Origin of the sequence: Streptomyces sp. NPDC005374 (genome assembly GCF_042872225.1) — a bacterium.
GTDB lineage: Bacteria > Actinomycetota > Actinomycetes > Streptomycetales > Streptomycetaceae > Streptomyces.
In genome coordinates this window covers 15047-36955 of the sequence record NZ_JBIAKA010000011.1, presented here as the reverse complement: position 1 = coordinate 36955, position 21909 = coordinate 15047, and the positions used below count along the sequence as shown (strand labels likewise).

At 71.6% G+C, this 21909-nt stretch carries 20 protein-coding genes, 1 other RNA gene and 1 pseudogene; 13 read left to right on the top strand and 9 right to left on the bottom strand.

What is annotated here, in order from left to right; genetic code table 11:
• Nucleotides 1–87: 87 nt before the first annotated feature.
• On the bottom strand, nucleotides 88–1827 hold the full coding sequence (locus ACFYRX_RS27100; protein WP_389104733.1) for an MFS transporter: 1740 nt from the start codon (nucleotides 1825–1827) through the stop codon (nucleotides 88–90).
• A gap of 337 nt (nucleotides 1828–2164) precedes the next feature.
• Between ACFYRX_RS27100 and ACFYRX_RS27095 the strand changes: the two genes are divergently transcribed.
• Nucleotides 2165–2704, top strand: a complete 540-nt coding sequence (locus ACFYRX_RS27095) for a SigE family RNA polymerase sigma factor (RefSeq protein ID WP_389104730.1) — start codon at nucleotides 2165–2167, stop codon at nucleotides 2702–2704.
• A gap of 29 nt (nucleotides 2705–2733) precedes the next feature.
• Nucleotides 2734–3516, top strand: a complete 783-nt coding sequence (locus ACFYRX_RS27090) for a hypothetical protein (protein ID WP_389104728.1) — start codon at nucleotides 2734–2736, stop codon at nucleotides 3514–3516.
• A gap of 4 nt (nucleotides 3517–3520) precedes the next feature.
• On the opposite strand, the gene ACFYRX_RS27085 is transcribed toward ACFYRX_RS27090, so the two are convergent.
• The 4 genes from ACFYRX_RS27085 to ACFYRX_RS27070 form a co-directional block, all read right to left on the bottom strand.
• Nucleotides 3521–4153, bottom strand: a complete 633-nt coding sequence (locus ACFYRX_RS27085; RefSeq protein WP_389105534.1) for a response regulator — start codon at nucleotides 4151–4153, stop codon at nucleotides 3521–3523.
• Nucleotides 4154–4507: 354 nt separating this feature from the next.
• A complete protein-coding gene (locus tag ACFYRX_RS27080; RefSeq protein WP_389104726.1) occupies nucleotides 4508–5851 on the bottom strand; it encodes a sensor histidine kinase in 1344 nt (447 codons plus the stop codon).
• A gap of 14 nt (nucleotides 5852–5865) precedes the next feature.
• Nucleotides 5866–6582, bottom strand: a complete 717-nt coding sequence (locus ACFYRX_RS27075) for an ABC transporter permease (protein WP_389104723.1) — start codon at nucleotides 6580–6582, stop codon at nucleotides 5866–5868.
• Nucleotides 6582–7508, bottom strand: a complete 927-nt coding sequence (locus tag ACFYRX_RS27070; RefSeq protein WP_389104720.1) for an ABC transporter ATP-binding protein — start codon at nucleotides 7506–7508, stop codon at nucleotides 6582–6584. The genes ACFYRX_RS27075 and ACFYRX_RS27070 overlap by 1 nt, the downstream gene beginning before the upstream one ends.
• Before the next feature lie 694 nt (nucleotides 7509–8202).
• On the opposite strand from ACFYRX_RS27070, the gene ACFYRX_RS27065 reads away from it, so the two are divergent.
• From ACFYRX_RS27065 to ACFYRX_RS27055, 3 genes are read left to right on the top strand one after another with little or no spacing between them, the layout of a single operon-like run.
• Nucleotides 8203–9060: a MaoC/PaaZ C-terminal domain-containing protein gene (locus tag ACFYRX_RS27065; protein ID WP_389104717.1), complete on the top strand. Its 858-nt coding sequence runs from the start codon at nucleotides 8203–8205 to the stop codon at nucleotides 9058–9060.
• 30 nt (nucleotides 9061–9090) lie between these two features.
• A complete protein-coding gene (locus tag ACFYRX_RS27060) occupies nucleotides 9091–10167 on the top strand; it encodes a Zn-dependent alcohol dehydrogenase (protein WP_389104715.1) in 1077 nt (358 codons plus the stop codon).
• 14 nt (nucleotides 10168–10181) lie between these two features.
• Complete coding sequence (locus ACFYRX_RS27055; protein WP_389104713.1) at nucleotides 10182–11120, top strand: 3-oxoacyl-ACP reductase; 939 nt, start codon at nucleotides 10182–10184, stop codon at nucleotides 11118–11120.
• Nucleotides 11121–11197: 77 nt separating this feature from the next.
• On the opposite strand, the gene ACFYRX_RS27050 is transcribed toward ACFYRX_RS27055, so the two are convergent.
• Both ACFYRX_RS27050 and ACFYRX_RS27045 read right to left on the bottom strand, forming a co-directional pair.
• The gene (locus ACFYRX_RS27050) at nucleotides 11198–11350 is read right to left on the bottom strand and encodes a hypothetical protein (RefSeq protein WP_389104710.1); all 153 of its coding nucleotides are present in this window, start codon (nucleotides 11348–11350) and stop codon (nucleotides 11198–11200) included.
• A 97-nt stretch (nucleotides 11351–11447) separates the two neighbouring features.
• Entirely contained in the window at nucleotides 11448–12680 is a 1233-nt protein-coding gene (locus tag ACFYRX_RS27045) for a hypothetical protein (protein WP_389105532.1), read from the bottom strand.
• Nucleotides 12681–12877: 197 nt separating this feature from the next.
• On the opposite strand from ACFYRX_RS27045, the gene ACFYRX_RS27040 reads away from it, so the two are divergent.
• The 3 genes from ACFYRX_RS27040 to ACFYRX_RS27030 are packed head-to-tail and all read left to right on the top strand — an operon-like array spanning nucleotide 12878 to nucleotide 15672.
• Nucleotides 12878–13717, top strand: coding sequence for a Nif3-like dinuclear metal center hexameric protein (locus tag ACFYRX_RS27040; RefSeq protein WP_389104707.1), 840 nt, complete (start codon nucleotides 12878–12880; stop codon nucleotides 13715–13717).
• Entirely contained in the window at nucleotides 13714–14457 is a 744-nt protein-coding gene (locus ACFYRX_RS27035) for a zinc ribbon domain-containing protein (RefSeq protein WP_389105529.1), read from the top strand. The genes ACFYRX_RS27040 and ACFYRX_RS27035 overlap by 4 nt, the downstream gene beginning before the upstream one ends.
• 12 nt (nucleotides 14458–14469) lie before the next feature.
• Nucleotides 14470–15672 (top strand): bifunctional RNase H/acid phosphatase, encoded by a 1203-nt coding sequence (locus ACFYRX_RS27030; protein ID WP_389104704.1) that lies wholly within the window; start codon nucleotides 14470–14472, stop codon nucleotides 15670–15672.
• Here the strand turns inward: ACFYRX_RS27030 and eda are convergent.
• Entirely contained in the window at nucleotides 15655–16299 is a 645-nt protein-coding gene (gene eda / locus ACFYRX_RS27025) for a bifunctional 4-hydroxy-2-oxoglutarate aldolase/2-dehydro-3-deoxy-phosphogluconate aldolase (RefSeq protein WP_389104701.1), read from the bottom strand. The two genes, ACFYRX_RS27030 and eda, sit on opposite strands and share 18 nt — an antisense overlap.
• A 74-nt stretch (nucleotides 16300–16373) precedes the next feature.
• Nucleotides 16374–17156, bottom strand: coding sequence for a peroxide stress protein YaaA (gene yaaA, locus ACFYRX_RS27020; RefSeq protein ID WP_389104698.1), 783 nt, complete (start codon nucleotides 17154–17156; stop codon nucleotides 16374–16376).
• Between the two features lie 75 nt (nucleotides 17157–17231).
• On the opposite strand from yaaA, the gene ACFYRX_RS27015 reads away from it, so the two are divergent.
• The 5 genes and pseudogenes from ACFYRX_RS27015 (at nucleotide 17232) to rnpB (ending at nucleotide 21587) form a co-directional block, all read left to right on the top strand.
• On the top strand, nucleotides 17232–18662 hold the full coding sequence (locus ACFYRX_RS27015; RefSeq protein WP_389104696.1) for an RNB domain-containing ribonuclease: 1431 nt from the start codon (nucleotides 17232–17234) through the stop codon (nucleotides 18660–18662).
• A gap of 139 nt (nucleotides 18663–18801) precedes the next feature.
• On the top strand, nucleotides 18802–19380 hold the full coding sequence (locus tag ACFYRX_RS27010; protein ID WP_389104694.1) for a Uma2 family endonuclease: 579 nt from the start codon (nucleotides 18802–18804) through the stop codon (nucleotides 19378–19380).
• A 48-nt stretch (nucleotides 19381–19428) separates the two neighbouring features.
• Nucleotides 19429–20244, top strand: a complete 816-nt coding sequence (locus ACFYRX_RS27005; RefSeq protein ID WP_389104691.1) for an AraC family ligand binding domain-containing protein — start codon at nucleotides 19429–19431, stop codon at nucleotides 20242–20244.
• A gap of 19 nt (nucleotides 20245–20263) precedes the next feature.
• Nucleotides 20264–21046: pseudogene (locus ACFYRX_RS27000) on the top strand (DMT family transporter); the annotation flags it as partial.
• A 133-nt stretch (nucleotides 21047–21179) separates the two neighbouring features.
• An RNA gene (gene rnpB / locus ACFYRX_RS26995) (RNase P RNA component class A) lies at nucleotides 21180–21587 on the top strand.
• The last annotated feature ends 322 nt before the right edge of the window (nucleotides 21588–21909 follow it).

The following is a 21909-nucleotide window of genomic DNA, read 5'->3' as shown; positions in this document are numbered from 1 at the left end:
GGAGCCTGTTGCCGACTCCGCCCCGCCAGGATTCTCGGCCGTCGTACTCGGCGGAGGGACCCGGGGCGGGGCGGAGGAAGGGCTGGGTCAGTGAACCGCGGCCGTGTCTGACGGCAGCGACAGGTCCATGTCGACCGCGTTGTCGTCTCCGGCGTGGGTCGCGGAGGAGGCGAGCGGGCCGTGGCCGCTGGCGCGGGCGGCGAGGACGTAGGCGCCCCGGGCCGGAACGACGAGGGTGTAGCTGCCGTCCTCGGCGGAGAGCGTCGCGCCCGCCTGTCGGCCGCGCCGGTCGATCAGCGTGACCTTGGCCCGCGGGACCGGAGTGCCTGCGGAGTCCAGGACGCGGCCGCGGAAACCGCTGAGCGTCTCCTCGGCGCGTTCCAGGTTGGCGTCCTCCTCGCTGCTGGCCCGCAGCTGCGGCGCCCGGTTCGGCTTCGGCAGGAAAAGGGCCATCAGCAGGCCGATCGCCACCGCGCCGGTCGCGATCAGGAAGGACACCCGGAAGCCGTGCATGGTCGGTACGGCGACGCCGCCGACGTTGTTCGCCGTGTTCGCCAGCACCATGCCGATCACGGCGCTCGAGACGGACGTACCGATGGAACGCATCAGCGTGTTGAGGCCGTTCGCCGCCCCTGTCTCCGACGCCGGCACCGCGCCGACGATCAGCGCGGGCAGGGAGGAGTAGGCGAGACCGATACCGGCGCCCAGGACCACCGCGATCACGAGGCTCTGCCAGGCGGCGCTCATCAGGCCGAGCCCGGCGCCGTAGCCGATCGCGATGATCAGCATGCCGAGGATCAGGGTGACCTTGGGGCCGTACTTGGCCGACAGCCGGGCGTAGACGGGCGCCGTGAACATCATCGTCAGGCCGAGCGGGGCCACGAGCAGACCCGCGGTGACCATCGACTGGCCGAGGCCGTAGCCGGTCGCCTTCGGAAGCTGGAGCAGTTGGGGGAGGACGAGCGAGACGACGTAGAAGCTGACGCCGACCATGATCGACGCGAGGTTGGTGAAGAGGACGGCAGGGCGGGCCGTGGTGCGCAGGTCGACCAGCGGGGCCTTCAGGCGCAGCTCCATGACGCCCCACAGGACGAGGACGACCGCGGAAGCGGCGAAGAGACCGAGCGTGGTGCCCGAGGTCCAGCCCCAGTCGCTGCCCTTGGTGATCGGCAGGAGGAAGAGGACGAGGCCGGCGGAGAGACCGATCGCACCGGCGACGTCGAAGGTGCCTTCGGCGCGAGCCGGGGACTCCGGTACGACGAGGAGGGTGAGGACGATCGCGAGCGCGCCGAGGCCCGCGGCGCCGTAGAAGAGGGCGTGCCAGTCGGCGTGCTGGGCGATCAGGGCCGCGAGCGGCAGGGCGAGACCGCCGCCGACGCCGATCGAGGAGCTCATCAGGGCCATCGCCGAACCGAGCTTCTCGCGCGGCAGCATGTCCCGCATCAGGCCGATGCCGAGGGGGATCGCTCCCATGGCGAAGCCCTGGAGGGTACGGCCGGCGATCATGGTGAGCAGGTCGCTGGTGAGCGCGCTGACCAGGGCGCCGACCACCATCACGGCGAGGCTGAGGATCAGCAGGCGGCGCTTGCCGTACAGGTCGCCGAGGCGGCCCATGATCGGGGTGGCGACGGCGCCCGAGAGCAGCGTGGACGTCAGGACCCAGGTGGCGTTGCTGGGCGCGGTGTCCAGCAGTTGCGGCAGGTCCTTGATGACCGGGACGAGCAGGGTCTGCATCACCGCGACCACGATGCCCGCGAAGGCGAGCACCGGGACGACAGCGCCGGACGCTCTCCGGGTGGGCGGCTGGTCGGTCGGTGTGTGCGTCATGTGAGGGAGGCCTCCGGGCCTGGAAGATCGGGTTACGTGTGGCTTGAACTACGTATGCATGGGCAACTATTCCGATGCTTCGGCTTACTAACGATTTCTTTATGTTCTCTTGGGGAAACCGGGGTGAGCGGGGCGCGGGGGTGAGGGGGCGCGGGGTGAGCGGGTCACAGGGGTGAGGGGGCACGGGGGCGAGGGGGGCACGGGGGTGAGCGGGTCACAGGGGTGAGCGGGGCACGGGGGTGAGTCACCGGTGGCCATCGGGCTGGAGAAGATTCTCTGCGGGTGAGGCAACGGTCCTGGCAGCTCATGGACTCCTTTAGACATCTAGGAGGTGCCCATGGGGGATCGGAAAGAGGCTCGGGACGAGGAGTTCCAGAGCTTTGTCATCGGCCGCTGGCCACGGCTGATGCGAACGGCATTTCTCCTCACGGGGGAGCAGCACGCCGCGGAGGATCTGGTCCAGTCGACGCTCGAACAGGCCTACGTGGCCTGGCGCAGGGTCGGCTCGGCGGATGATCCGGAGGCGTATGTCCGGCGCGTGATGGTCAACGCGCACGCACGCAAGCACCGCAGGAAGCTCAGGGAGTTCCTGGCGCCCAAGGACGACTCGGGGTTCGTGCGGGAGGTCGCCGACACCGGTGACCGCATCGCCCAGGCCGACGACCGCAGCGCCCTGCTGAAGGCGCTGGCCCAGTTGCCGCCCAGGCAGCGGGAGGCGGTGGTCCTGCGGTACTGGGAGGACCTGACCGAGACGCAGACGGCCGAGGCGATGGGCTGCTCGGTCGGCTCGGTGAAGAGCAACGCGGCCAAGGGGATCGCGAAACTTCGCGCCATACCCGGACTGGCCGACATGGTGACGCACGGAGGGCGTAAGTGATGAGCGCGGACCGCGAGAGGAACCACGACATGAGCGACAGCGACATCGCCCTCCTGCTGGCCGACGCCGCCGACGGGGTCGAGATCGGCATAGCCCCCTACGAGGCGGTGATCCGCGGCGGCCGTCGGCGCCGGGCCCGCCGCTGGGCGGTCGCCGCGGCCACGGCACTGGTGCTCGCCGGCTCCTCGGCGACGCTCGCGGTGGCGGGGCTGCCGGATGGGGGCGGGCGCCAGGTGGCGCCGCCGGCCACCCAGTCGAAGCCGACTCCGTCGCATGTCTTCCACGACAAGCCCCACCGCTCCACGCTGGCGACCGGAACCGACGGCGGCACGAAGTGGAAGGTCCTCATCAACGTCTGGGACGCCCCTCACGACGAGGCCCAGGCCGAGACCCTGCGCAGTGCGATGGCCCGGTACGGCGAAACTCCGCCGGACGGCGGCAAGGCCTCCGACCTCATCGGCACGATCACCTACTTCGTGTACCGGGGCTACGGCGACAAGACGACCAAGGTCATGGAGAACACCGTCCCCGAGTCGGACACCATGACCGGAACGGATCTCACCTCCGGCTCTCTCCCGCTGGACCCCGACGGCAAGGCGGACGTGCGCCTGGTCATCGGCTATGTCGCCAAGACCGCCCACCGCGTCAACTGCACCTGGACGAACGGGACGGCGACCGTGGTGGAGCGGGCCGCCGCCGGGGCCGGCACCGACATCCCGGCGATCCGCTCCCCGCAGGGCTCGCCCTACGACTGGTTCGTGTGCCTGGCACCGAAGAGCACCGAGTACAGGACGACGGAGGTGATCGGGTAGGCGCTCACAGCCACCCCTGCTGCCGGGCCGCCCGTACCGCCTCCATCCGGTTGCGGGTGCCGGTCTTGCCGATGGCGGAGGAGAGGTAGTTGCGGACGGTGGACTCGGAGAGGTGGAGCCGTTCGGCGATGTCGGCGACCGTCGCGCCGTCCGTGGAGGCCTTCAGGACGTCGCACTCACGGGCGGTGAGGGGGTTCGGGCCGGCACTGAGGGCAGCCGCGGCGAGCGCGGGATCGATCACGGTCTCGCCGGTCAGCACCCGGCGGATCGAGGCGGCCAGCTCCTCCACGGGGCCGTCCTTGACGAGGAAACCGGCGGCGCCCGCCTCCATCGCGCGGCGGAGGTAACCGGGCCGGCCGAAGGTGGTCAGGATCAGCACCCGGCAGTCCGGCGCCTGGTCGCGGAGCTCGGCGGCGGCATCCAGACCGCTCATGCCCGGCAGTTCGATGTCGAGAAGCGCCACGTCCGGGCGGTGGAGGAGCGCGGCGTCCACGATCGCGTCCCCCGCCGCGACCTGCGCCACCACCAGGATGTCCGGCTCCATCCCGAGCAGCAGCGCGAGCGCCCCGCGCATCATGCCCTGGTCCTCGGCGAGCAGTACGCGGATGGACTTGGCGGGCCGGTGATCCCGCGGCATCTCGTTCACGGCCCAAGCGTAGGGCGCACGACCGGGAGCGGCGGGGCTGCAACTCCGTTGCGCTGACGCGCAGGGTCCTTGAGAACTGAAGAGCGGACGGCTTTCGGGCAGCGGGCTGGATCGGCGGGGCGTGGTCGGGATCGGCGGGGAGTGGTCGGGGGAGTTGAGGTGCGGGCTGGATCGGCGCAGAGCGGACGGGGAGCCGGTGAGCATATGGACGGGGCGGGGAGCGGCCGAGGAGCGGAAGGCGGGCGAGAGCGGCCAGTGGCCGAGGAGCGGCTGGGCTGATGCGGCATCATCCGGGCAGGTCCCCGGCCGCATCCGGCCCGGTCCTCGCACATGGGTCTCGCCCGGTCATCGAGGTGCATCGGCCCCGGCCCCCGCCGACCCCACGGGCGTCACCGACTCGACCGGCAACTCGGCCCGCACCACGAACCCGCCGCGCGGCCCCGGCCCGGCCTCCAGCCGACCGCCGGCCGCGGCGAGCCGCTCCGTGAGCCCTTTGAGACCGGTGCCGCCAATGCCTGGAGCGGGAGCGGGAGCCGTGACCGGCTCTTCCGCGCGGTCGCTCTCAGCAGCGGGCGTCCCCGTACCCGCAGGCGCACCCGGCCCGTCGTCCCAGACGCGCAGGCGCACCCGTTCCGCCGAGCCCTCCACGGAGATCTCGCATCGCCGAGCCCCGCTGTGCCGTACGGCATTGGTGACCGCCTCGCGCACCACCCAGCCGAGCAGCACCTCGGTCTGGGCGGCGAGCGGGGGTCCGGAACGCCGTACGACAGGCTCGATGCCCGCGGCGTGCAGCGCCGAGGCGGCCCGGTCGAGGTCTGTGCTGAGGCTGCCCTCGCGGTAGCCGGTGACCGCCTCGCGGATCTCGGTGAGCGCCTGGCGGCCGACCGACTCGATGTCGGTGACCTGGAGGAGCGCGGCGTCCAGGTCGCGTGGGGCGAGCCGGCGGGCCGCCTCCGACTTCACCACGATCACGGAGAGCGTGTGGCCGAGGAGGTCGTGCAGATCGCGGGAGAACCGCAGCCGTTCCTCCTCGACCGCACGCCGGGCCAGTTCCTCGCGGGCCTCCCGCAACTGCCGTACCGCCTCCGAGAGGGACATGATCGCGGCCGTCACCATCGTGGAGATCCACGTGCCGTACGCGGTGTCGAGGCCGCCCCAGCCGTCGTGCAGGACGGAGGCGGCGCCCGCGACCACGGTCACCGTCGCACCGACCCAGCGCAGGTGCGGCAACCGTACGACCGCGCCCGTCGCGAGCCCGAACAGAGGGAAGAACAGCAGCCAGTTGCCGCCGTATCCGATCGCCAGACCGCAGGTCACCAGCCCCATCAGGACCAGTGCCACCCGCGTGGAGAGCGCGTCCCGGGTCTTCTGGTGGAAGGCACGGAAGGCGACGTAGATGTAGAGCGAGTTGAAGGCGAGCAGTCCGAAGGCGCCGATCCAGGCGTTGGGGGTCTCGCCGTGGAAGAGATTGGAGAAGGCTCCCATCCCCAGCAGCAGCCACGGCAGCAGTCCGAAGCCGTTACTGCCCACGACCGCGTTCGCGGGAATCTCCCCGGCCCTCTGCGCGGCCTTGTACTCGGCATTGAGGCGTTTCTTGTTCGCCTTGTAGTACCGCTGGTGCTCCCGGGCTCCCCAGGCCCCCTCGCGGATCTCGTCCACGCGGCACGAGAGTCTGCGCGACCAGGACATGACCGTTCCTCCGCTCACACGTTCCCGGCGTGCCGCCGGTACGACAGGACAGCGTACGAACCGAACAGCAGCAGCCACCCTCCCAGCACCAGGACGGCACCGGCAGTGGGCGCGTGTCCCGCCGCGACCGACGCGCCCAGCTGGGCGAAGCGGTTGGTGGGGGTGTACGCGGACAGCGTGCGCAGCCAGTCGGGGAAGAGGGCGACCGGGAACCACAGGCCGCCGAGCACCGCGAGGCCCAGGTTGCAGACCATGTTCGCCACGCTGGTGGTCTGCCCGGTCAGCCGGTAGCCGTTGCCGAGACCCAGCAGGGTGAACGGCACCGAGCCCAGCCACAGCAGCACCGCGATCGCCGCCCACTGCCAGAGTGCGAGCCGTACGCCGTTGACCAGCCCGCCCGCCGTGAGCACCGCCACGATCGCGGGCAGGACGGTCACCGAACCGGTCAAGGCCCGGCCGAGTACCACCTGGCGCGGCGGCATCGGTGTCACCCGCAGCTGCCGCAGCCAACCGATCGCCCGGTCCTCGGCGACCCCGCCGCCGGTGTTCAACGCCGAGCCGACCGCGCCGTACGCTGCCATGCCCACCATCGCGCCGGTCCTCCAACCGGACTCGTCGGCACCGAGGTTGGTGAACAGCAGGTACATCATCACGGGCATCGCGATCCCGCCGATCACGAACCAGGTGTCCCGTAGGGTCCGACGGGTCTCCAGCCGCAGGTAGTCGAGCATCACACCGCCTCCGGGACCGACGAGGTGACCTGCGGGGACTGCTGTGCGGTGAGTGCCAGGAACGCGTCGTCCAGCGAGGCCGGGGCGACCGTCAGGCCCCGGATGGCCCCCAGCCGGGCCAGGGCGATCACCGTCGCGTCGGAGTCGTCGGTGCGCAGCCGGGCCTGTCCAGCGCGCACCTCCACCGACCGGACGCCCGGAAGCAGCCCGAAGCCCGCGGTGTCACGGCCGGCCGCGTCCACGGCGACGAGACTGCCGCCCGCCGACCGCCGCAGCTGCTCGCCCGTGCCGTCCGCGACGATCCGGCCGTGGTCGACGACCACGATCCGGTCGGCGAACGCGTCCGCCTCCTCCAGATGGTGGGTGGAGAACAGGACGGTGTGGCCCCGGCGGGCGTACCCCCGCATCGAGGCCCAGAAGGCGTGCCGTGCCTCCACGTCCAGGGCCGCGGTGGGCTCGTCCAGGACGATCAGCGCGGGATTGCCGGCCAGGGCGACGGCGAACCGCACGCGCTGGGTCTGGCCGCCGGAGAGCCTGTCCACGCGCCGCCCGGCGAGCTCGGTGATCCCGGCCAGCTCCAGAGCCTCGGTGACGGGCAATGGTGCCGGATAGCGGCCGGCCACGAAGGCGACCAGCTCGCGGACGGTGACGCGCGGAACCGCCCGCGCCTCCTGGAGCATCGCGCCCACCCGGCCGGTCCGCACCGCGTCGGAGGGGGCCGCGCCGAAGAGCCGTACCGTGCCCTCGTCGGGCTCGTTCAGGCCGAGCAGCAGAGAGATCGTCGTCGACTTGCCGGCCCCGTTGCGGCCGAGCAGCGCGACGGTCTCGCCGGATGCGATCTCCAGGTCGATCCCGTCGACGGCGCGCACGGCGCCGAAGGTCTTGACCGCCCCCGCGAAGGCGATGGCTGTGCTGGTCGCTGTCATGACGTCGACGCTACGAACTCGCCCCGCCCGCCCGGCAGATGCGCTTGTACGGAATCCGGCAGGACAAATGTCACGGGTGCCGGACGCGAGGGACGGACAGCCCTTGGACCGACGGGCCCGGGAACCGGCAGCCTTGGGGACGGACAGTCCTGGGGATGGACGCGTCCTCGGGACGGACAGATCTGGAGCCGACGGGCCCGGGAACCGACAGGCCTGGGCTGGACGCGTCCTTGGGCCGGACTGGCCGGGAGGCCGGCACACCTGGGACCGACAGACCCCGGACAGACACTCCTCGGGACCGACAGACCTGGAACCGACGGGTCCGGGAACCGACAAGCCCGCGTTGGACACGCCCTCAGGACGGACAGGCCAGGGGACCGACACGCCTGGGGCCGAAGGGCCTTGGGGACGGACAAGCCAGGGGGACCGGTAGACCTGGAGACCGATGGAGGCCGCCACACCTGGGCCCGAAGGACCTTGGGGACGGCCAAGCAGGGGGCACCGGCAGAGCTGGAGACCGATGGGGGCCGACAGACCTGACACCCCGTCAGGAGCCTTCACAAGTGCGGTGTGCTCGGCTATACAGAGGTCGCCGGACTGGAACGCGTTCTAGATCGGCCCGCGACGACCTCGGTGCGGCCGACGGTGCGGACGGCCGCACCGGGGTCTTGACTCCGCCACTGTCAGGAGCCGTATGCCCATCGATGCCGCCACAGCCCTCGCCGCCGAACCCCGGACCGGCGAGATCTCCTGGACCTCGAAGGACGTCCAGCTCTACCACCTCGGTATCGGCGCCGGGACCCCCGCGACCGACCCCGACGAACTGCGCTACACCCTCGAATCCCGGCTGCACGTCCTGCCCAGCTTCGCCACCGTCGCCGGCTCGGGCTCGCCGGGAGTGATCAGCGGACTGTCGATGCCGGGCATCGAGGTCGACCTGGCCCGCGTCCTGCACGGCGGGCAGAGTCTCGTGACCCACCGTCCCCTCCCGGCCACGGGCACCGCCACCGCGACCAACCGGATCGCCGCCGTGTACGACAAGGGCAAGGCCGCCGTCCTGGTGATGCGGACCGAAGTGGCGGACGCCGAGGGCCCGTTGTGGACGAACGACGCCCAGATCTTCGTACGCGGAGAGGGCGGCTGGGGCGGCGACCGAGGCCCCTCCGCCCGCCTGGAACCCCCGGTGGGCGAGCCGGACCGGATCGTGGAGCGCCGGATCCGCGAGGACCAGGCCCTGCTCTACCGCCTCTCCGGCGACTGGAACCCGCTGCACGCCGACCCGGAGTTCGCCAAGGTCGCCGGGTTCGAACGGCCCATCCTGCACGGGCTGTGCACCTACGGCATGACGCTCAAGGCGGTCGTCGACACGCTGCTCGGCGGGGACGTGACCCGGGTGCGGTCCTACGTCACCCGGTTCGCCGGGGTCGTGTATCCGGGGGAGACCCTGCGGATCCGTATGTGGCATATGGCCGGGTCCACCCGGGTCGCCGTCGGCGCGATCGAGCGGGACGACGCGCCCGTCCTCGCCGACACCATCGTCGAACACTCCTGAACCCTGGATGACCCTGAGGGGAGCCGCACCATGCGCGCAGCCGTACTGCACGAGATCGGTCAGGAAAAGCTCGAAGTCCTCGACGACGTCGAGGCGGTGGGGTTCGGCCCGGGCCGGGTCAGGATCCGGGTACGGGCCACGGGGCTGTGCCACTCGGACCTGTCCGCGATGGGCGGGGTCCTCCCGCAGCCCGCGCCCTTCGTCCCCGGGCACGAGGGGGCAGGTGAGATCCTCGAAGTCGGCGAAGGCGTCAGCCACTTGAAGCCCGGCGACCGGGTCGTCGTCTGCTGGCTGCCCGCCTGCGGAGTCTGTCCCGCCTGCAAGCGCGGCCAGACCGAACTGTGCCTGGCCGGCTTCATGAACGCGGGCACCCCCAACTTCAGGCGCCCCACCGGGGACATCTTCGGCTTCGCAGGCACCGGCACCTTCGCCGAGGAGGTCGTCGTCGACGCCGGCTGCGCGGTGCCGATCCCCGACGACGTGCCCTTCGACATAGCGGCGCTGATCGGCTGCGGGGTCACCACCGGACTCGGGGCCGCGCTCAACACCGCCGACGTGGAGGCCGGTTCGTCGGTCGCCGTGATCGGCTGCGGCGGTGTCGGCATCTCCGCCATCCAGGGGGCCCGCCTCAAGGGCGCCGCCGAGATCGTCGCCGTCGACCCGGTCGCCTCGCGCAGGGAGGCCGCCCTGAAGTTCGGCGCCACCCGGGCCGTCTCCCCGGAGGAACTGGCCGACGCCAAGCAGCAGGTCACCGCGGGCGAGGGCTTCGACTACGTCTTCGAGGTCGTCGGCAGGTCGGCGACCGCCCGCACGGCGTACGACACCACCCGGCGCGGCGGCACCCTCGTCGTCGTCGGCGCGGGCGCCATGGACGACAACCTCCAGCTCAACATGTTCGAGCTGTTCTTCGACGAGAAGCGCATCCTGCCGTCCATGTACGGCGGCGGCGACGTCCTGCGCTCCTACGAACGGACCATCGCCCTGTGGCGGGCCGGCCGCGTCGACCTGGACGGCCTGATCACCCACCGGGTGTCGCTGAGCGAGATCAACGAGGCACTCGACCAGATGCGCACGGGTACCTCCCTGCGCACATGCATCGAGATCTGAGGGCCGCGATGGCGATGCCACTGCCACTCGAGGGACTCACGGCGATCGTCACCGGCGCAGGCCGGGGGCTGGGCCGGGCCGAGGCGCTGGAACTGGCCCGGCTCGGCGCGGCCGTGGTCGTCAACGACTACGGACAGTCGGGCCGGGACGGTTCCGGTGCGGCCTCCGCGGGCCCCGCCGAGCAGGTCGCCGAGGAGATCCGGGCCACGGGCGGACGGGCGACCGCCCACACCGGAGACGTGGCCGACCACCATCAGGCGGGAAAACTGGTCGAGTCGGCGATCGCCGAGTTCGGCAGGCTCGACATCCTCGTCAACAACGCGGGGATCCTCCGCGACCGCATGGTCTTCTCCATGACCGAGGGCGAGTGGGACGCGGTGATCCGGGTCCACCTCAAGGGCCACTTCAACACGACCCGGTTCGCGGCCGCGCACTGGCGGGAGCGGTCCAAGGCGGCGAACGGTCCGGTGTACGGCCGTATCGTGAACACCTCCTCGGAGGCCTTCCTCGCCGGCTCCGCCGGACAGCCCAACTACGCGGCCGCCAAGGGCGGGATCGTCGGGCTCACCACCTCGACGGCGCTCGCGCTCGCCAAGTACGGCGTGACCGCCAACGCCATCTGCCCGCGCGCCCGCACCCGGATGACCGAGGACGTCTTCGCCGGCTTCGAGCAGCCCGAGTCGGGACTCGACCCCCTCGCCCCCGAGCATGTCGCCCCGCTCGTCGGCTACTTGGCCTCGCCCGCCGCCGAGCGCGTCAACGGCCAGCTGCTCGTCGTGCACGGAGGGATGGTGGTGGTCGTCGAACGGCCGCGGGTGCAGGCCAAGTTCGACAGCAAGCAGGACGCGTTCACCTACGACGAGCTGGACGCGCTGCTCACCCCGCACTACGCGCGACGGCCGGCGGGGGAGACGTTCGCGGCGGCGGAAGTGCTGGGACTCAAACGGGAGTAGGCCGGGTTTCCGGCTCGGTGGACGCGAAGCGGCCCCGCCCCTCTCACGAGAGGCGGGGCCGTGTGTGTCGTCTGCCGTCAGGCCGCGACCTCGGTCTGCTCGGCCGACTTGCGGTGACGGCCACGCGGGGCCGACTCGCTGTCCTGGACCGAGACCGGACCCCGGTGCTTACCGTGGCCGGTGGGCTCCTGGACGTCGGCAGTCCTCTGGTTCGTGCTGGCGTCGCTCATCGGAAGTAATTCACCCCGTCAACATGATCTTTCTTACAGCGGGGCGATTTTAACCAGCCGACCACAGGGCTGATCCAGACGGCCGGACCAACCGGCACTACTTCGTTACAAGATTGCCCAACGGGGCTTGCTGCAAGGGCACCGGACGTGCCACGACAGGCTCCGGAGGACCCGGTTCCGGCGACCCGGCGCCCCTGCCGCCGCCGTCACCGTCCCCTTCCGGATCCTCCGGGCCCGCGTCCCCCGCCCCCGTTTCCCCCGGGTCCCCGGCTTCCCCGCCGAGGGCCCCGTTCCTCGATGCCGCCGCCCACCGCGCCACCCCGCACGGCGCGTCCGCCGTGGCGTACGGCAGCAGCAGCTCGCCCTCCTCGGTCCACAGGCCCGTGCCCGCCAACCACCCCTCGGGCGCCGGGAGATGCTCGACCTGCCGGGCCGCGGGCCGCCACACACCCACCCAGCTGCCCATCGGGCCGTCGACACGCAGTGCCACCCCGCAGCTCTCCGGCATCAGCACCTGCCCCGGCTGGATCGCGAACGGCGTCACCGCACAGTCCGGCACCCGCAGGCACTCCGGGAAACGCACCGGCAGCGTGCTGCCCAGCACCCCCCACCCCAGCCGCTCACGCCCCGGCGAGGGGGCGTCCGAGGAGATCAGCAGCAGCCCGCTGTCCGGGTCGGCCAGCAGCAGCCGGTCGTCGCTGCCGTCGGCGATCTGCAGCAGCGGCGACACCTCCCCGCCCCGCTCCAGATCGACCACGATCGCCTTGGTGCGGCCACCCACCTCCCGGTCGAGCACGAGCATCCGCCCCGCCTTGTCCAGCCACACCCCGCCCGAGCAGCGCCCCGGGATCTCCGCGAGGTGCTCGGGCCCGAAGGCACCGCCCGCCACCAGCCACACGGCACTGGAGCGACGGCCCACGGCGAGGGCGTACGCCTTCTCGCCGCCCGGCGCCGGCGGCAGCAGCCGCAGAACCGTCTCCTGGTCCGGGCACTCGACCGCGCCCAGCGGCAGCTCGCCGGTGGTGGGGCCGGTCGGGTACAGCAGCGAGAAGTTGTGCCGCCCGTCCGCGAACCGCCTGATCAACACCCGTCCGTCGCCCATCGGGTGCACTTCGGTGCCGGGTTCCTCGGGCTGGTTGCCGGGCAGCGGCACCGCGTACGGCTCGGGGCCGTCCAGGGTCCAGCGCTCCGGGAACCAGGAGTCGCCGTTCCGGGCGAGGCGGGCCGCGTAGGAGCCGTCGACGGTGATCACGCAATCCGTCCGCGGGCTCTCCCCGTCATCGTCCCCGTCCTCGTCCGCCGCCGTGGGCTCGATGGCACAGGCCGTCATCGTCTGGTCACCTCCGGCCACGAAACTAGTTTTCGCACGCACAGGCGTGGGATCGGCAGGCTTTCGCTTCACACAAAGGGATGGCCCAGGAACGATTCGCCTGAGGAAACCGGGACGACTGTGCTCGCCGGGGCACGGGTTCCCGCGGACCGGCGGCACAGGTTCTACCGGGAAGAACAGGCAGGTAGCCTTTCCCCGTGCCCCGTCTGTCTGAAGTCATCGCCGCGCTGGAGGATCTGTGGCCCGCCGAGCGGGCCGAGTCCTGGGACGCGGTCGGCACCGTCGTGGGCGATCCCGACCAGGAGGTCACGCGGATCCTGTTCGCCGTCGACCCGGTCCAGGAGATCGTCGACGAGGCGGTGAAGCTGGACGCGGACCTGCTGGTCACCCACCACCCCCTCTACCTGCGCGGCACGACGACCGTGGCGGCCTCGCACTTCAAGGGCCGCGTCGTGCACACATTGATCAAGAACGACATCGCCCTGCACGTGGCCCACACCAACGCGGACACCGCCGACCCGGGTGTCTCCGACGCGCTCGCAGGCGCCCTGGACCTCCGTGTCGTACGGCCCCTCGTACCGGATCCGACGGATCCGTCCGGTCGCCGGGGCCTTGGGCGCGTGTGCGAGCTGGACCCCCCGACGACCGTGCGCGAGCTGGCCGCGAGGGCCGCCGCACGCCTGCCCGCCACCGCGCAGGGCATCCGCGTCGCCGGAGACCCCGAGGCGGTCGTACGGACGATCGCCGTCAGCGGAGGCTCCGGCGACAGCCTCTTCGACCAGGTCCGGGCGGCCGGCGTCGATGCCTTCCTCACCGCGGACCTGCGCCACCACCCGGTCTCCGAAGCCGTCGCCCGAAGCCCTCTCGCGCTGCTCGACGCGGCGCACTGGGCCACCGAGTGGCCCTGGTGCGAGCTGGCCGCCGCCCAACTCGACGAGATCTCCGACCGCCACGGCTGGGACCTGCGCGTGCACGTCTCCAAGACGGTCACCGACCCCTGGACCAGTCACTCCCCTTCACCTGGAGCCCCCAACTGAACGCCGCGCCCGCCGACCAGATCCGCCTCCTCGAGGTCCAGGCCCTAGACAGCCGCCTCCAGCAGCTCGCGCACAAGCGCAGGTCGCTGCCCGAGCACGCCGAGATCGAAGCGCTCACCAAGGACGCCACCCAGCTGCGCGACCTGCTGGTCGCCGCCCAGACCGAGGAGAGCGACACCGCCCGCGAGCAGACCAAGGCCGAGCAGGACGTCGACCAGGTCCGCCAGCGTGCCACCCGCGACCAGCAGCGCCTGGACTCCGGTGCCGTGACCTCGCCCAAGGACCTGGAGAACCTCCAGCGCGAGATCGTCTCCCTCGCCAAGCGCCAGGGTGACCTGGAGGACATCGTCCTGGAGGTCATGGAGCGCCGCGAGTCCGCCCAGGAGCGGGTCGCCGAACTCACCGACCGCGTCTCCTCCGTCCAGACGAAGATCGACGACGCGACGTCCCGCCGGGACGCGGCGCTCGCGGCGCTGGACGCCGACGCCGCCACGGCGACCAAGGAGCGCTCGGTCGTCGCGGGCACCGTCCCCGCCGACCTCCTCAAGCTCTACGACAAGCTCCGCGAGCAGCAGGGCGGCGTCGGCGCGGCCAAGCTGTACCAGCGCACCTGCCAGGGCTGCCGCCAGGAGCTCGCGATCACCGACTTCAACGAGGTCCGCGCCGCCGCGCCGGACACCGTGGTGCGCTGCGAGAACTGCCGCCGGATCCTGGTGCGCACGTCCGAGTCCGGTCTGTAAGGAGCTTCAGGCGTGCGGGAGTTCATCGTCGAGGCCGACGGCGGCTCGCGGGGCAACCCCGGGCCTGCCGGGTACGGTTCCGTGGTGCTGGACGCGGTGACGGGGGAGACGCTGGTCGAGGCGTACGAATACCTCGGCGTCGTCACCAACAACGTGGCCGAGTACCGGGGGCTGCTGGCCGGCCTGCGTGCGGCCCGCGATCTGGACCCGTCGGCCCGGGTGCACGTCCGCATGGACTCCAAGCTGGTCGTCGAGCAGATGTCGGGCCGCTGGAAGATCAAGCACCCGGACATGAAGCCGCTGGCCCTGGAAGCGGGGCGGATCTACCCACCCGGGCAGGTCACGTACGAGTGGATCCCGCGCGAGCGGAACAAGCACGCGGACCGGCTGGCCAACGAGGCAATGGACTCGGGGACGTCGGCAAGTTCGGTACGGAAGCCGACTTCTGCCGAGGGGGCGACGCACGAGCCCTCTTCCGCCAAGGCGGACGCCGACGTGCGGGCTGCCAAGGCGATCGCGGCCAAGGCCGGGACCGACCTGCCGTCCGCCCAGGCCGTCGCCGCCCCCGGCTGGGCCCCGGCCGACATGGGGGCGCCCGCCACCTTCGTGCTCCTGCGGCACGGCGAGACCCCGCTGACCCCCCAGAAGCGGTTCTCGGGAAGCGGCGGTACCGACCCCGCCCTCTCCGCCGTCGGCAGGGAACAGGCGGAGAGAGCCGCCGAAGCCCTGGCCCGGCGAGGCACGATCCAGCACATCCTCGCGTCCCCCCTCACCCGTACCCGGGAGACCGCCGCCGCCGTGGCCGACCGGCTCGGTCTCGAGGTCACCGTCGAGGACGGCCTGATCGAGACCGACTTCGCCGCCTGGGAGGGCCTCACCTTCGGCGAGGTGCGCGAGCGCTACCCGGACGACCTGAACACCTGGCTGTCCGACCCGGAGGCCAGGCCGACCGGCGGCGGCGAGAGCTTCGCGGCCACGGCGACCCGGATCGCGGCGACCAGGGACAAACTCGTCGCGGCGTACGCGGGCCGCACGGTTCTGCTCGTCACCCACGTCACCCCGATCAAGACCTTCGTACGCCTCGCGCTGGGCGCCCCGCCCGAGTCCCTGTTCCGCATGGAACTCTCGGCGGCCTCCGTGTCCGTGGTGGCCCACTACGCCGACGGCAACGCGAGCGTGCGACTGCTCAACGACACGTCACACCTGCGCCCGTAGCGTCCTGAGCGCGGCGGCCTCGCGGGCCAGCGTCTCCACCCGCCCCCAGTCCCGCGCGGCGACGGCGTCCGCCGGAAGCATCCACGTCCCGCCCACACAACCGACGTTGGGCAGGGACAGGTACTCGGCCGCGTTGCCGGGCCCGATCCCGCCGGTCGGGCAGAACCGCGCCCCCGGCAACGGCCCGGCGAGCGACTTCAGATAGGCCGTACCGCCCGCCGCCTCCGCGGGGAAGAACTTCATCTCCCGCACGCCCCGCTCCAGCAGCGCCACGACCTCCGACGTGGTCGACACCCCGGGCAGGAACGGCAGCCCCGACTCCCGCATCGCCTCCAGCAGTACGTCCGTCCACCCCGGGCTGACCAGGAAACGGGCCCCGGCCGCCACGCAGTCGCTCACCTGGGCCGGCGTGATGACCGTCCCGGCCCCGACGACCGCTTCCGGCACCTCACCGGCAATGGCCCGGATCGCGTCGAGTGCGGCCGGTGTCCGCAGCGTCACCTCGATCGCGGGCAACCCTCCGGCGACCAGCGCCCGGGCGAGCGGCACGGCGTCGGCCGCGTCCGCCAGGACGACGACGGGGACGACGGGCGCGATGTCGAGCAGCGGCAGGGAGGAGGAGGCCATGGCGTCATCCTGCCGAAGCGATGCGTGCTGCGCAAAGGGCATTGCGCCCTCTGCAATGCAGCCGGAGGGGGGCCTCAGTGGATCTCGTCCACCAGCACATCCAGGGCCCACGCCTGCCCCGCCCTCGCGGGCGCCTGCGCCTCCACGACGTACCCGAGTTCCCGCAGCGCCTCCACCAGCTCGGCCGGGCTCTTCGGCGCGAGCCCCGCCGACAGCAGACTCCGTACCATCCGCCCCTTCGTCGCCTTGTTGAAGTGGCTGACGACTTTCCCGGTCGGCGCGTGCAGCACCCGCACGGTCGCGGTCCGCCCCGCGACCTCACCCTTCGGCTTCCCCGCGGCGGCGTAGGCGGAGGACCGCAGATCGAGGACGAGCCCGTTCCCGGCGGCCTCGGTGAGAACGCCGTCCATCGGTGTACGCCAGTGCGTGCCCAGCGCCCCGAGCCCCGGCAGCCGCACCCCCATCGAGCAACGGTAGGAGGGGATCCTGTCGGTCACCCGGACAGCACCCCACAGCCCCGAGAACACCAGCAGCGAACGACCGGCCCGCCTCTTCGCGGCCGCGTCCAGGGACGCCAGGTCGAGGGCGTCGTAGAGCACACCCGTGTAGATCTCCCCGGCGGGCCGTGCTCCCGCGGTCCTGAGTCCGACGTTCTTCGCGACCTCGCCCCGCAGTCCCTCGCTCAGCCCGAGCACCTCGCGCGCCTTCTCCTCGTCCCCGGCACACAGCTCCACGAGCGCGTCGAGGACCGCCTCCCGGCTCTCGTTGAGCCCCGGCAGCGACAGCGACTCCAGCTTCAGCGGGGCGCCACGACCGGAGGACGCCTTGCCTTCGGAGGGAGGCAGCAGGACCAGCACGGAAGATCTCCTTCTGTTGAACTCCGCCACAGCGTACGGCGTGCCCGTCGGCGCGCCCGGCCCTACGCTCGCTGTATGCCCCGCCGCCGCATACGCGCGACCGCCGTCCCGCTACGGGCTGCCTTCACCGCCCTGCGCACCGAACTCGGCGTGCCGTCGGACTTCCCGCCCGAGGTGACGGCAGAGGCCGTGGCAGAGGCGAAACGGGTCCCTCCGCCGAAGGCCTACGACGACGCCACCGACCTCCCCCTCTTCACCATCGACCCGCCCGGTTCCCTGGACCTCGACCAGGCGATGCACCTCTCCCGGCGGGGCACCGGCTACCGCCTCCGGTACGCCATCGCCGACGTCGCCGCCTTCGTCGTCCCCGGATCGGCGCTGGACGCGGAGACCCACCGGCGCGTGATGACCCTGTACTTCCCGGACTCACGCGTTCCGTTGCATCCGCCGGTACTCAGCGAGGGTGCCGCGAGCCTGCTCCCGGACCGGATCCGCCCCGCCGCCCTGTGGACCATCGACCTCGACGCGGACGGCCGTACGACCGCGGCCGACGTCCGCCGTTCCCTGGTCCGCAGCCGGGCCAAGCTCGCCTACGAGGGCGTACAGCAGGCGATCGACTCCGGCACGGCCGAGGAACCGCTGGTGCTGCTGGCGGAAGTGGGCCGACTGCGGGAGGCGCTGGAGGTCGAGCGCGGCGGGATCTCGCTCCGGGTCCCCGAGCAGGAGATCGTCGAGCGGGACGGCACGTACGAGCTGACGTACCGCGCCGGAGTGCCCGCCGACGGCTGGAACGCCCAGATCTCCCTGCTCACCGGCATGGCCGCGGCGGACCTGATGCTCGAGTACGGCACGGGAGTGCTCCGCACGCTCCCCGCCGCCCCGGACGGCGCGGTCGGCCGCCTCCGCCGTACCGCCCACGCGCTGCACATCGACTGGCCGCACCACATGTCGTACGCGGCGCTGGTGCGGTCCCTGGACCCGGCGACCCCTCATCACGCGGCCTTCCTCCTGGAGTGCACGACGTTGCTGCGCGGCGCCGGCTACACGGTCTTCCGGGACGGCGAGCTCCCGCCCCTCACCACCCACGCGGCCGTGGCCGCTCCCTACGCCCACTGCACGGCCCCTCTTCGCCGCCTTGTCGACCGCTACGCGTCGGAGATCTGCCTCGCGGCGGTGGCGGGGGAGCCGGTGCCGGACTGGGTGCGGGCCGCGCTGGACGCGTTGCCGGGTGAGATGGCCGAGGGCTCGCGGCGAGCCAACAAGGCCGAACGGGAGTGCGTCGACCTCGTCGAGGCGGCCCTGCTGAAGGACCGGGTGGGGGAGGTGTTCGACGGCTGCGTGGTGGACCTGGACGAGCACCACCCGACGACGGGGACGGTGCAGTTGGAGACACCGGCGGTGATCGGGCGGCTGGAGGGGGCGGGGCTGCAACTGGGGGAGCGGTTGCGAGTACGGCTCACGGAGGCGGATCCGGGGGCGCCGACGGTGCGGTTCGCTCCTGCTTGAGTCGGTCGGTCGGTCGGCGGGCGCTGCGCCTGACGTCGCTCGTGATCGTGTGCCACGATCGAGGGAACGGTTCCCGATCTCCCGGACAGGTGATCTTCCTATGTCCCAGCCTGGCGAGCGACAGAAGGAGGGGCGTGACATGACTGCCATGGCCCACGAGCCGCTCACGCAGGAAGAGGTCCTGCTGGAGGGCTTCCTCGCTCTGGACGCTCCGGAGGGTTTCCGGGCGGAGCTTATCGAGGGGGAGATCGTTGTGACGCCGCCGCCGGACGGGGATCACGAGAAGTACATCAGCAGGCTCGTGAGGCAAGTGATCAAGCGGTCCCGGACGGACATGGACTTCTCCGGAAACAAGGGGCTCCTGCTGAAGAGCGGAGAGGCCTGTCCTAAGAACCACGTGGTCCCGGATGTCACGTTCGCGCCTCTTGACCTCGACCTTTTCGCGCATGCCGACTCCTGGATGCCCTGCGACGGCGTCGCCATGGTCCTGGAGGTGACGTCCACCAAGCCCAAGGCAGACCGTGAGGCCAAGCGCCGGTGCTACGCGCGCGGTGGCATTCCCCTCTACCTTCTGGTCGACCGAGACGCAGCCTCGGTCACGCTGTTCAGCGACCCGGAGAGGGACGACTACCGCGAACTCCGTACCCGGCCCTTCGGCAAGCCGATCACCCTCCCCGAGCCCTTCGCCTTCGACATGGAGACAGCGGACTTTCTGTGAGCGCTGCGGCGTTGCACCCTGAAAACGTTGGACAGGGGGCGGCGTCGCATGGAGCAGGCACTGTGGACGCGGGCACGACTTGGCCGCTGCGGCCCCCCGCTCGACCTCCTGACCGCCCGCTTCGACCGCCACGTCTACGCCCCGCACGCCCATGACGAGTACACGATCGGCGTCTGCGTGGGCGGCACGGAGCTCATCGACTACCGCGGCGGCCACATCCGCACGGGCCCCGGCTCGATCGTCGTCCTGGCCCCGGGCGAGATCCACACCGGCGGCCCCGGCACCACGACCGACGGCTACGCGTACCGCGCCCTGTACGCGGCGCCTTACCTCATGTCGGCCGACGTCGACCTCCCCCACTTCCGCGAACCACTCCTGGACGACCCGGAGTTGGCCGCGGCTCTCCTCTCCGCCCACTCCGAACTCAGCGTCTGCCCCGACCCGTTGGAGGTGGAGTCCCGCTTCCCCTGGCTCCTGGCGGCCCTGGCCTGCCGCCACTCCACGGCCCGCGTGACGACCTGCGTGATCCCCGGAGCGGAGGCGGTGGCGAGAGCGGTCCGCGACCGCCTGGCCGACGAGCTCCTGTCACCCCCGTCCCTCGCCGACCTGGCCACGGACCTGGGCCTGTCCCGCTACCAACTCCTCAGAGCCTTCCGTACGACGATGGGGATACCGCCGTACGCCTGGCTGGCCCAGCACCGGGTCGGCAGGGCCAGGGGGTTGCTGGAATCCGGCCTGCGCCCATCGGAGGTGGCCGCCCTGGTCGGCTTCGCGGACCAGGCACACCTGACGCGCTGGTTCCGCCGCGTCCTGGGGGTGACTCCGGCGGCGTACCGCAACAGCGTTCAAGACGCGAGCCGTTGACGGCACCGACGATGTCCGCATGACTGCACGCGGCTGGTTCCTGTTCTCCCTGATGGGAGTGGTCTGGGGCATTCCCTACCTGATGATCAAAGTGGCGGTGGACGCCCCGCTGTCGGCAGCGATGGTGGTGTTCGTGCGCTGCGCCCTGGGCGCGCTGCTCCTGCTGCCGTTCGCGTTCCGGCAGGGCGGCCTGCCGTCGACCGTACGGTCGCACTGGCGCCCCATGCTGGCCTTCGCCGTCATAGAGATCATGGGCCCCTGGTACACGCTGACGGACGCGGAACGCCACCTCTCCAGCTCCACGGCCGGCCTGCTGATCGCGGGCGTACCGATAGTCGGCGTGGTCCTGGCCCGCTTCTTCGGCGACACGGAACGCCTGGGCGTGCGGCGGGTGACGGGCCTGGGCCTGGGCCTCGCGGGAGTAGGTGTCCTGACCGTCCCGCACCTCACCGGGGGCGACGCGAAGTCGATGGCGGAGGTGCTGGTGACGGTGCTGGGCTACGCGACGGCACCGCTGATAGCCGCGCGCCACCTGAAGGACATCCCGTCCCTCCACCTCACGGCCCCCTGCCTGGCGTTGGCGGCCCTGGTGTACGCCCCGGCCGCGGCACTGACCTGGCCCTCCTCGATGCCCTCCGCCCCGGTCCTCGCCGCTCTCGCCGGCCTGGGAGTGATCTGCACGGCGGTGGCCTTCGTCGCCTTCCTGGAGCTGATCAAGGAGGTCGGTCCGACGAGGGCGACAGTGATCACGTACGTCAACCCGGCGGTGGCGGTGGTGGCGGGCGTGCTGTTCCTCTCCGAGCCGCTGACGTTCGGTGTGGGCGTGGCCTTCGCCCTGATCCTGACGGGCTCGGTGCTGGCCACGGCGGGCCCGGTCAAGGTCACCGCGGAACCGTCGTGCCCCGAGTCCCCGGTACCATGGTCCCCACGGCAGACGAGCCGGGCGGACGGCCGCGTGGAATCCTCCCTGGGAGGACTCCCCGAGGAACGTCCGGGCTCCACAGGGCAGGGTGATGGCTAACGGCCACCCGGGGTGACCCGCGGGACAGTGCCACAGAAAACAAACCGCCGGGGACTTCGGTCCTCGGTAAGGGTGAAACGGTGGTGTAAGAGACCACCAGCGCCTGAGGCGACTCAGGCGGCTAGGTAAACCCCACCCGGAGCAAGGTCAAAAGGGGCCGCTGTAATGGTGGCCCTGCGGGGACGTTCGAGGGCTGCCCGCCCGAGTCCCCGGGTAGACCGCACGAGACCGGCGGCAACGCCGGTCCTAGATGGATGGCCGTCTCCCCGGCCGCCGCGAGGCAGCCGGGCGACAGAACCCGGCGTACAGCCCTGCTCGTCTGCCGCCACCTGCGGCTTTGCCTCGGGCTGGTTCGGGTTTGCAGCTGCCTTGAGGTAGGAGGTGGTCTGCGGTGGGGGGTTCGTGGTCCGGGGCCGGTCCCCACTTGGTCGCACACCGAGTCGTACGGCCACCACGAACCGTCGGACGCCTGCACCAGGTCGGTGTGATCAGTGTTTTGGACGGGGTGGTCGAGGCCGCAGCTACAGAATCGTGTAGGCCTGACACGACTTGAGGGGCCGGCGTGCATTCGACCGAGCAGGATCGCCGTCGGCCGCGTATGCGGCGGCGCCACGGCTCGGCGAAACCACTTCAGGATCTTCCCC